This window comes from Psychrobacter sp., from assembly GCF_035469765.1.
Taxonomy (GTDB): Bacteria; Pseudomonadota; Gammaproteobacteria; order Pseudomonadales; family Moraxellaceae; genus Psychrobacter.
Genome location: NZ_DATIRM010000118.1, coordinates 1 through 11,505 on the forward strand (window position 1 = coordinate 1; position 11,505 = coordinate 11,505).

The 11,505-nt window shown below is 43.5% G+C and carries 6 protein-coding genes and 1 pseudogene; 5 read left to right on the top strand and 2 right to left on the bottom strand.

Translation table 11 applies throughout. The annotated features are described in order from the left end of the window. Window positions 1–53: 53 nt before the first annotated feature. Together VLN09_RS03265 and VLN09_RS03270 are read right to left on the bottom strand one after the other, a co-directional pair. Entirely contained in the window at window positions 54–1,031 is a 978-nt protein-coding gene (locus VLN09_RS03265; protein WP_325243768.1) for a polyphenol oxidase family protein, read from the bottom strand. Window positions 1,032–1,069: 38 nt separating this feature from the next. Beyond that, window positions 1,070–2,266, bottom strand: a complete 1,197-nt coding sequence (locus tag VLN09_RS03270) for an RluA family pseudouridine synthase (RefSeq protein ID WP_325243769.1) — start codon at window positions 2,264–2,266, stop codon at window positions 1,070–1,072. Window positions 2,267–2,953: 687 nt separating this feature from the next. On the opposite strand from VLN09_RS03270, the gene VLN09_RS03275 reads away from it, so the two are divergent. From VLN09_RS03275 to nrdA, 5 genes and pseudogenes are all read left to right on the top strand, one after another. After that, window positions 2,954–4,036 (top strand): outer membrane protein assembly factor BamD, encoded by a 1,083-nt coding sequence (locus VLN09_RS03275; RefSeq protein WP_325243770.1) that lies wholly within the window; start codon window positions 2,954–2,956, stop codon window positions 4,034–4,036. Window positions 4,037–4,232: 196 nt separating this feature from the next. After that, window positions 4,233–6,368, top strand: a complete 2,136-nt coding sequence (locus tag VLN09_RS03280; RefSeq protein WP_325243771.1) for a DNA primase — start codon at window positions 4,233–4,235, stop codon at window positions 6,366–6,368. A 553-nt stretch (window positions 6,369–6,921) separates the two neighbouring features. Continuing rightward, window positions 6,922–8,841, top strand: a pseudogene (gene rpoD / locus VLN09_RS03285) (RNA polymerase sigma factor RpoD). A gap of 177 nt (window positions 8,842–9,018) precedes the next feature. Further along, window positions 9,019–9,378, top strand: coding sequence for a DUF493 domain-containing protein (locus tag VLN09_RS03290; protein WP_325243772.1), 360 nt, complete (start codon window positions 9,019–9,021; stop codon window positions 9,376–9,378). A gap of 562 nt (window positions 9,379–9,940) precedes the next feature. Next, the coding region (gene nrdA, locus VLN09_RS03295; RefSeq protein WP_325243773.1) for a class 1a ribonucleoside-diphosphate reductase subunit alpha at window positions 9,941–11,505 on the top strand (1,565 nt) is incomplete at its 3' end.

The following is an 11,505-nucleotide window of genomic DNA, read 5'->3' on the forward strand; positions in this document are numbered from 1 at the left end:
ATAACAGGTAGCGGTTTCAAATTAAAAAATAGAAACACGCTGATAATGAAAGACTACTGTGACAATGGGGCACTACGCGCAATAATCAATGCCATCCGACCCGTCGCAGGCTGCTGCAAATGGGTCTGACGCCGATAAGAATAGTAGCGACCATCTGCATAACTACAAGGGATAGAAGATTCATTGCATACGACAATCCCTGCTGATTGCAATTGATCCATCGCAAGTTTTGGCAAATTTATCTTAATTTTATGGGCATCGACTGTCGCATTGTTGGATAACGTATTCGCTGCGCCAAGCATCTCTGATTTGGTAGTAGCAGACGCTATCACATAGCGCCCATCAAAATTACTTATAGCATCTACCGTCAACGAGTTATTTTCGATGCAACCTGCCAATAACTTATTTCGAACACTCCTATCAACTTCATAACTATCCTGACTGATACAAACCCCTACCCACGCCATAATCTGACCGCTATCGCTAAAGCGTTCAGCGGTGGCTTTGATCACGCCGCATTCCAGCCCTTGCCAACCAGCATGGATCGCTGCAATCTTCCCTGTCGCTGGCTGATAAAGAACGATCGGCACACAGTCAGCAGTCATTATCGCAAGCCCAGTACCATCTTTATGACTAACCATGGCATCAGCAGCCATAGGCGCCATACTGAGCACTGTTGTGTCAATATCATGGATATGATTACCATGAACTTGATTGACCCAGTGTAGCGCTTTAATAGGTGCGCTATGAATAGGTAAACCTTGCTGCGTTATCAACTGCTTATTGATTGCAGCAAGGGTATGCATCCGATTGTTTAATACTGCGCTTGCATCATCATTGACATGCAGACCCAAGTTTAGCTCACCATAATTTGTGTGATGGGCTTGATGCAACTGTTGAGAAATGTGCTGATTGCTTTCACATCCACCTTTATCAACATCTAAACCTTCGGGAACGGAAAAAGCAGCCGTTTGAAACACAGCCACATCATCAAGCTGTGCCAACAATGTCATGGGAAGCATATTTTTCATAGCGGATTTACCGTTTTAATGAAATATCTTTGTATCGCTTATTCGTCATCATAGCCGTCACTTAATACCGCCATTAGTTGCTGCATATCTTCAGGCATTGGCGTGGTGACTTCAATATCTTCACCAGTCGTTGGATGGACAAAACCCAATGTATAAGCATGGAGTGCTTGACGAGGAAAATTATTAATCGCTTGACGCTGCGCTTCTGTTAGACCGGCACGCAGCTGACGACGACCGCCATAGACTCTATCGCCAACGATAGGATAGGTAATATGACTCAAATGCACACGAATCTGATGCGTACGACCTGTCTCAAGCCCTATATCCAACAAACAATAGTTACCGTTAAGTGCAGTTACATTCAGTAAATGAGTCACAGCTTCGCGTCCTGCCGTCATCACTGTCATTTTAGTACGCTGATTACGATGGCGTCCGATTGGCGCGTCAATACGGCGATGGCGCGATAGACTGGCGGCATCCCCTGCTACCACACATTGATAATGGCGATAGACCGACTTGTCCTTTAGCTGCTCCATCAGCGCAAGCTGTGCTGGCTTGGTTTTACCAATCAACAATAGCCCTGAGGTATCTTTATCAATACGATGTACCAAACCTGCCCGCGGCAAATGGTGCTGTTGTGGATAGTGATGCAATAACGCGTTTACCAAAGTGCCTGTTTGATTGCCCGCACCTGGATGTACCACCATGCCGACTGGCTTATTGATGACCAATACGTCATCATCTTCATAAACCACGTCGATTGCGATATCTTCTGGCTGATCTTCACTATGCTGCTCTAAAGTCGTCGATAAATGCAACACATCACCGGCTTTGACACGAATTTTTGGTTTTTGGACGCTGCCGTTATAAAGCAAGCTGCCATCACTGACCCATCCTTGTAACTGAACACGTGAAAAATCGGTAAATATTTTTGATGCCAGTTTATCAATACGCAAACCTGCTTCGTCTTCTATGACCGTATGCTTCACGTCAATCACAACAGGCACAGCTTGCCCTGCGACTTCATCATCGCCATGCTCGTCTTCATCATTAAGCAATTCATCATCTGACAAATCTTCGGACACGCTATCGTCGTCCATATGCTCGTCAAACTGCTCATTAGTGGTTAATAATTCGTTGGGTATCATTGATTCTGGCACAGGTGAACCTTGCGTTGATAAGTCTGTCATTGATGAATCTTCAGTGGATTGATTCGCGGGTAAATTGGTAGTCATAGCATCATTATTCATAACAAATTTATATATGGTAAAGTCTCTAACGAAGTTTTGTAAGAGAACTTCATAAGAAAACAGGGCGGCGCTTTTGACCATAAAAATAGTCATAATCAAAAAATGGTCATAATATCGCTCTAGTGTAACATGTTGAGCGTTTAAGCCCTATAGAAGCTGTTAGGTTATCTGGCAATTAATAGCATCTCATAGCTCTCTAAAATATAACATGGCTGTAATTTACTGTATATTTGTTTAGGTCACAGCTTTTGGATGTCGCTCACGGCAGCCGCTCATGCTAAACTAAAGCGCGCAAAGCGGCATCTGATAAAATAGTCAAGAGATATGCCGCACTACAAAATAGATAACGAAAAAATAGACGCAGCAACGGTTATTCTATAAAGTAAGCCATGTTTTGCTGTATGCTATAGCACTGTATCGTTATCAAAATGCTTGCTGTAGCAGCGCTTGATTTGAGGCACGACCTATTGCGCAACAATTTGTCAAATAAACTCTTTTGAATAACGATTTATTCATATAGCGATTTGTTCACAACGATAACAAGCATGCTCAGTGACTGGCATGCCCAATGACAGACCACTATTGATGCACTTAGCATCGTTTTTTATCATCAATTTACTAAATAGTATGATAGCCTCACTGCTATTATACGTCTTGTGTCGGAGAAGAAGTATGCAAGCTGTTGGCAATACGTTTATCAAACTGTCCTCAATCACCTTACTTGCCCTAAGTGTCAACTTGGTGGGTTGTCAAACCTTTAAAAACCTTACCGGCGGTAAAGACGTAGATGCGGTTGTTACTGCTGAGAAGTCAGAGCAAGCGTATTATAATGACGCTATTGCCCAGATTGATAAAGGTCGCTATACCCAAGCGATAGAAGACTTGACTAGCTTACGTACTTTTTACCCTACTGGACAGTATGCAGAGCAAGCATTGCTCGATATGATGTATGCGCAGTATGCAAGTGGTAAATATGAAACCGCTGCTGCCAGTGCTGAGCAGTTCATTCGTCTGTACCCATCGAACCCACAGGTGAGCTACGCTTACTATGTGCGCGGCGTTGCCAATATGCAAGGCTCGTCTGAAGGTCTAAAACTGTTTAAGCTCAATCAAGCGGAACGTGATACCGCCTACTACCGTATTGCTTTTGCCAATTTCCAAGAGCTGCTGAACAAATATCCAAATAGTCCCTACGCACCTGACGCCGCTCAGCGCATGACTTTTATTTACAATCAGTTTGCCGAAAGCGAGATGAGTGCTGCCAACTGGTATATCGAGCGTGAAGCTTATGTGGCGGCTGTTAACCGTGCCAAATGGGTATTTCAATACTATCCACTAAGCGAATCTGTGCCAGATGCGATTGCTGTCCTTGCATATAGCCATGAAAAATTGGGTCTAAATGATTTGGCAAAAGAGTATAAAACCCTATTGCAAATTAACTATCCAAACATGCTAAGCGCTGATGGACGCGTGAAGATCAATACCAAACGTGAGCGTTCTTTGGTAAACAAATTGACTTTTGGACAGCTGAGTCGTTTTAATAAAGATACTTCAGTTGCGACAGACAATTACAGCGGCGCAACTAAAACCCAAGTCATTCGTAATGCCACTCAATTGAGATTACCGAGCGACAATGCTGCTGCCAATACAGCGGCGCCAAGCAGCACCTCTCCGCTGCGCCTGACTGATGACAATCGCCGTGTACGCTTAGGTGCGGTTGAAACGGATAGCACCGATATGACAGAGGGTAATTAATCCTATTTCAGCATAAGGATGATATGGGAGCGTTTAGGCGCTTTTAATCCATAGCGTCTATTTCCTAACATTATTATGCTGATAGACGTCAACTAAAAATAAGGTCAACGATACGGTTGGCCTTATTTTTTCTGTCTTGGTTTTTGCATTATTTTGAGCATCAACAATATTGCACCTATGGTGAACTGTTTTTCGCATGAGTATCCCAAATCACATTCTTGAGCAATTAAATAGCCAAGCTGACTTAGTCAGTATCATTGGGCGTCATACCACGCTTAAACGTGCTGGTGGTGAGTATAAAGGCTGCTGTCCTTTTCATGGCGAAAAGTCACCGTCTTTTTATGTCAATCCACAAAAGAATATCTACCATTGCTTTGGCTGTAGTGTCGGTGGCAATGCTATCAGTTTTTTGCGTGATTATGAAAACTTTACCTTTATTGAAGCGGTCAATGAGCTGTCAAAACAGACTGGCATTGAAGTGCCAAAAGAAGAGCAGCAAAATGTCAGCTATCAGCGTAGCAAAAAACAGCCGACTATAAAGCCACCAGTAGCAGCAACTCAAGCACCGAATAAGCCTTTAAATTCTGCGCAAATATCTGCTGATATACCATCAGGGCACGTGTCATCAAATTATAATGACAGTCATTTTAACAACAATAGCTATGAGAACTACCCGCCACTAGAGTCCTATGACTCTATGCCTTATATGGCGGATGATTATGGTTCAGAATATCACGCTGATAATAGCTATCCGCCTGCCTGGCTGGTAGACAGCAATGACATCACACAAGTGCAGGATATGAGCGGTATTGCTGATAAAGATGGCAATTTATATGAGCTGCTAGAGCAGATACAGCTGTTTTATCAGCATAACCTCACGATTCATCCTCATGCCAAGCACTATTTTTTATCGCGCGGTATCACTGAAGACATCTTTAAGACCTTTGGCTTAGGCTATGCGCCCTTTGGTTGGCAACATCTTGAGCATCAGTTCCCACAAGACATCGAAGGTCTAAAGGCGCTTGGTTTAGTACGCCAATCAGAATCTGGGCGCGATTATGACCTGCTGCGTGATCGGGTTATTTTCCCAATTCGAGACAATCAAGGACGCACTATTGGTTTTGGTGGTCGTGCGCTTGATGATGAAATGAAACCCAAATATATCAACTCCTCCGACTCGCCCGTCTTTCATAAGCAGCACGTATTATATGGCTATTATGAGTCACGCCAAAAGCGTGCGGATAACTGGCTGGTAGTCGAAGGCTATATGGATGTGATTGCCCTGTATCAAGCGGGTATCTATGGTGCCATTGCGTCGATGGGTACGGCAATTAATGAGAGTCAGATATCACGACTTTTGACGCTCAATCCAACGTTAACCCTGAGTTTCGATGGTGATAGCGCCGGACAAAAAGCCGCTTGGCGCACGCTTGAAGTAGCTTTGCCAGTGCTCAGTGATGACAAAGAGCTAAGATTTTTAACACTGCCCAACAATCATGACCCCGATACCTTTATAAAAAGTCAGGGCGGTGATGCCATGCGTGAGCAAATAGCTAATGCCATGCCGCTATCACAGTATATTTTTGCCTATTTGAGTGAACGTCATGATTTGACTTTGGTAGAAGGTAAAGCCAAGCTCATGTCACAAGTACGCGCATTGACCACGGCATTACCTAAAGGTAGTAGCTTTCGCTATCTACTGAACAATGATATTTACCAAAAACTTGGCGGTAAGCGTAGCCAAAATATCGAGGCAAAAGATGCACTGCTAGATTTTGATGGCGAGATGACCATCAGCCAGCAATTACAGCTGTGCTTTGTCTTCCAACCGCGCGCCTTGATTGATGATCCTATCGAGTCGATTTGGCAAAAAGCCGGTATTAATGAGTTGCACCTGCCCGCTCATCTCAAGCAAAAAGCCTCGGCTGATGTTTTACGCCCACTTGCTTGGGAAGATATGCAAGACGCGGCACTACTTGATGTCGTCAGTACCATTAAGTGCTGCCTGAATTATTTGCCAAAAGATGCCAATGCGGCAGCGCACTTTATCTTATCTAACGTCAAACCCTTGACCCAAGAGACGCTTAGCCGTGATTGGGGCAGTTTCTATAAAGCCTTGACCAGTCGTAATATCTTAAGTCTTGATGGTTTGGTCGAAGAGTTGGTCAGCCAGCTGATTGAACGTCATATGAAGAAAAAAACACAAGATTTGATTAAAAATCCTGACAATATAAAACTAGCGATTGTCCGCAAACAATCACAGTTATTAAATGATTGGCTACGTGCGCAGCAAGCAGAGCAATCGGCACAAATGGCAACGGTTAAATCTTAATATGGTCATTAGATTTTATTTATCAAACAGCAACCCTTTAAAAGTATAGCAGCTGTCCCCATTATTAATGATTATACCCCGTAGTCAAAGCCGACCTTAAAATGATGTCAAACATTCAACTGATGGTAAATAATCAGTAAAAACAGTCGGTAGATACCACTACCTCGTGCTTGATTACACTGGTATGTGTTAAACTATGTCGCTATATATTTATAGTATGGCTCAATGCACGATGAAAAAATGACCAGACGATTGCATTGTTGAGCACGATTTTAAGTATAAAATTTTAGAGCTTAGTTTTAAGTAGTCTATATTTTAGGCAGCATTTTTTTAGGCAATACTATTCTGAAGTCTTTTGAGCGCGACCAATTTCTAGCAGTTTTGTAGCATTGTAATTGTAGTATTTTTAGCCTTTATTCATATCCACTCATTTTTGATATTATTGACACCCTTTACGCCCTATTTTGATCAATCGATTGATAAGATCAACGCACCCAGCAAGCGATAGCGAGTCACAATATAAAAATGTCCGATACAAAGTAAGCGAGTATTTATGAACGATAAGTCAGTTTCTAAGTCCACATCTCAACTGGCCACCTTAATCCAAATGGGTAAAGAGCAAGGGTATTTGACCTATGCTGAGGTGAATGACCAACTGCCCGACTCTATTACCGAAAGCGATCAGATCGAAGATATTGTACAAATGCTGACCGACGTTGGTATCAAAATCTTTGAATCTGCTCCTGATGCCGATGACATCTTGATGAACGACGATTCAAGTGATGATGACATGGCAGCGGATGAAGCAGCAGCGGTATTAGCGTCTGTTGAGACTGAGCCAGGTCGTACCACCGACCCTGTGCGTATGTATATGCGTGAGATGGGTACGGTCGATTTGCTTACCCGTGAAGGCGAGATTTCCATTGCCAAACGTATCGAAGAAGGTATTCGTGACGTACAGCACGCCATGTCTTACTGGCCGGGTACGGTGCAATTTGTACTTGACGAGTACCAAAAAGTACAAGATGGCGAGAAAAAACTTTCTGATGTCATTACCGGTTTTTTAGACCCTGAAACCGAAGCAGATAAAATCGCTGCACAAGAAGCAAAAGAAGCCGCGAAAGAAGAGCGCGAGCGTATCAAAGAAGAGAAAGAAAATCCGCCTGTCATCAAAGCAAAAACCAAAGCAAAAAATGGTCTTGATGATGACGACGAGGACGAAGACGAAGTTGAAGAGGACGCTGAAGAAGAAACCAGCGGTATCGATCCAGAAGAAGTGCGCTTGCGCTTAGAAGAGATTGAGCATCTATTTATTAAAGCTAAGCAAGCATTGCTTGATTATGATCGTGGTAGTGCACAAGCTAATGAAGCTTATGAAGAGCTTGCTAGCCGCTTTATGATGCTAAAGCTCAATAATCGCTTATCTGACCAAGTCATGGCAATCATGCATGATGTCTATGACGACGTGCGTAAGCATGAGCGTCAAATCATGCGTTTGGTGATTCGCCGTGGTCGTATGCCGCGTGAAGAGTTCCGTAAGACCTTTCCAAGTAATGAGACCAACGTTGATTGGTTGATTGAGCGCATTAAAGGCAAGCCTGCATTTGCTGCCACGCTCGAAAAAGTTACCGATGATGTGATTCTTTTGCAACGTGCTATTCGTGATTACGAGCACAAGCTTGAGATGGAAATCCACGACATGAAAGATGTCGCGCGCCGTATGGCTATTGGTGAAGCCAAAGCCCGCCGTGCCAAAAAAGAGATGGTTGAAGCCAACTTACGTCTCGTTATCTCTATTGCTAAAAAATATACCAACCGTGGTCTACAATTCTTGGATTTGATCCAAGAAGGTAACATTGGTTTGATGAAAGCGGTTGATAAGTTTGAATATCGCCGTGGTTATAAGTTCTCAACCTATGCCACTTGGTGGATTCGTCAAGCGATTACTCGCTCTATCGCTGACCAAGCGCGCACCATCCGTATCCCTGTGCATATGATTGAGACTATTAATAAGATAAACCGTGTCTCACGTCAGCTGCTACAAGAAATGGGACGTGAGCCAACGCCTGAAGAATTAGGCGAACGCTTAGAGATGGACGAAGCCAAAGTTCGTAAAGTGCTAAAAATCGCCAAAGAGCCTATCTCGATGGAGACGCCAATCGGTGATGATGAAGACTCGCACCTAGGTGACTTTATTGAAGATGGGACGATCTCAAGCCCGGTTGACGATGCGACATCTGCCGGTCTACGTGAAGCCACTCGAGATGTACTTGGCAACCTTACAGAACGTGACGCACGCGTGCTTTAAATGCGTTTGGGTATCGATATGCCAACGGTTCATACGTTGGAAGAAGTCGGTAAGCAGTTTGATGTGACGCGTGAGCGTATCCGTCAGATTGAGGCAAAAGCCTTGCGTAAATTGCGTCATCCATCACGTTCTGAGCATCTACGCTCTTTCCTTGAAAATGACTGATAAGTGCCCTATAAAGAGAGTAGCTTTTTAGCATACTGTCTTTTCATATCGCAGAATATATAGCCCAAAAGCTGAGCGCGTCTCAGCTTTTTTGTGGTTAATCGATAGTCGTTTGTTAAAATATCAGCAACCTCTAAGCCCCAAGCCCCATTATAAAATAGCACTAAGGACTCTACCATGAGCGATAATCAACAAGATTCTAAAAAAGATGTCAACGTCTCTCAAATATCGTTAGGCAATGATAAAATCAAAGGCAAAAAGACCGACATTCAAAATCCCGAATTGTGGGATTTTCCGATGAATTACCCGATGAGCATCATCGGTAATGAAAGTGAGCATGAGACTTTATTAAACGAAGTCAAACTCATTTTAGGCAGCCAGTTTCCTGATTTTGACTTAGCGTCTATGCAAGTCAAACCATCAAAAACGGGACGCTTTCATTCTGTACGGGTAAACTTATACTTAACGACCGCTGAGCAAGTGAATAGCCTATACGCGTCTCTTGATGCCGCTAAGACCGTACGCATTGTGATGTAACTTATGATTGGGTTGGCGATATCTCGATGCCGTCTAGCAAGCCCTACTCTTATGAGCGCAAATTCACATAAGATAATGACAATCGTCACTCATATGGGTGGCGATTTTTTGTGGTTTGATGTACAATCTGCGCCCGCATTCTTATTGTCATGACCACTTTTATTGGTCAACAATTGACTAGAAAATAAAAAGCAAAGAGCGATTATATTTTTACAAAAATCTTATTATCAAGCTCATTTGCGTCTAACCCTTATGCCATCGTCCTTTGCCAAAATTCGGGCAACTTATAAGCCCTCAGCAACATAGTTTCACTCTAAAATCAATATAGCATTTTCAAAATTTTCCCGCTATATTGTGTCCACCTATTAAAAAACACGCTATATGTAGTGCTCAGTGATTTAAACCATCACTATGAGCCGTGGCAATCTTTTGCCTCAAAAAAACACTCTATCATGAGCATATATATAGCGTTATAAAGCATGCTTGGCGTCCTTACACCGCGCAGCATCACTAATAAGTCATTCAGTAAATAATTATCAAGCAATCAACTTACGAGGTCAGCATGACACATATCGATAAAATCCAAGTAACCAAACGTGATGGACGTTTAGAGCCTATTGATTTAGACAAAATTCACAAGGTTATTGAGTGGGCAGCTCACCATTTAGAGAATGTGTCGGTATCACAAGTTGAGCTAAAATCGCACATTCAGTTTTATGAAGGTATCAAAACTCGTGATATTCACGAAACCATCATCAAATCTGCCGCTGACCTTATCTCTGAAGATACGCCTGACTATCAGTATTTAGCCGCGCGTTTGGCTATCTTCCATTTACGTAAAATTGCTTACAATAAATTCACCCCGCCGCACCTGTATGATCACGTTAAAAAACTCACTGATGCAGGCAAATACGACGCGCATATCTTAGCTGATTATAGCCGTGCTGAATTTGATGAGTTAGAAGAGTATCTTGACCACTGGCGCGATATGAATCTTGCTTATGCTGCAGTTGAGCAAATGGCAGGTAAATACCTCGTACAAGACCGTGTCTCTAAGACCGTTTTTGAGAGCCCGCAGTTCTTATATATGCTGGTTGGGATGTGCTTGTTTAGCCGTTACGAAAAGTCAGAGCGTATGAAATATGTGAAACGCTTCTATGATGCGACCTCAGAGTTCAAAATTTCACTACCAACGCCTATCATGTCAGGTGTGCGTACGCCATCGCGTCAGTTTAGCTCGTGCGTCTTGATTGAATGTGGTGATAGCCTAGACTCAATCAACGCCACCACCAGCGCCATCGTACGCTATGTATCACAGCGCGCAGGTATCGGCATCAACGCCGGACGTATCCGTGCCCTTGGTAGCCCTATCCGTGGCGGCGAAGCGCAGCATACTGGTTGTATCCCATTTTATAAATTGTTTCAAACCGCTGTTAAATGCTGCTCACAAGGCGGCGTCCGTGGCGGTGCTGCGACGTTATTTTACCCATTATGGCATTTAGAAGTTGAGTCGTTATTGGTATTGAAAAATAACCGCGGCGTCGAAGACAACCGTGTTCGTCATATGGACTATGGCGTACAGTTAAACAAAACGATGTACACTCGCCTGATTAAAGGTCAAGATATCTCGCTATTCTCTCCAGGTGACACACCGGGTCTGTATGATGCGTTCTTTGAAGATCAAGACAAGTTTGAAGAGCTATACACCAAGTACGAAAATGACCCTACTATTCGTAGCCGTCAAATCCCAGCGGCAGATTTGTTTAGCTTAATGATGCAAGAGCGCGCCAGCACCGGTCGTATCTATATTCAAAACGTCGACCATTGCAACACCCATAGCCCATTTGACCCAACGGTTGCGCCAATTCGTCAGTCAAATCTCTGTATGGAAATCGCTTTACCGACTAAGCCACTTGATAATATCAATGACGAAGAAGGCGAAATCGCGCTTTGTACGTTATCAGCGGTGAACTTAGGTAAAGTCGAAAACGTCAGCGACATCGAAGAGCCAGCTGAACTCATCGTCCGTGCGCTTGATGCCCTGCTCGATTATCAAGACTATCCGGTAAAAGCTGCTCAAAACGGCAGCATGCGTCGCCGTACGCTAGGCGTTGGCGTGATTAACTA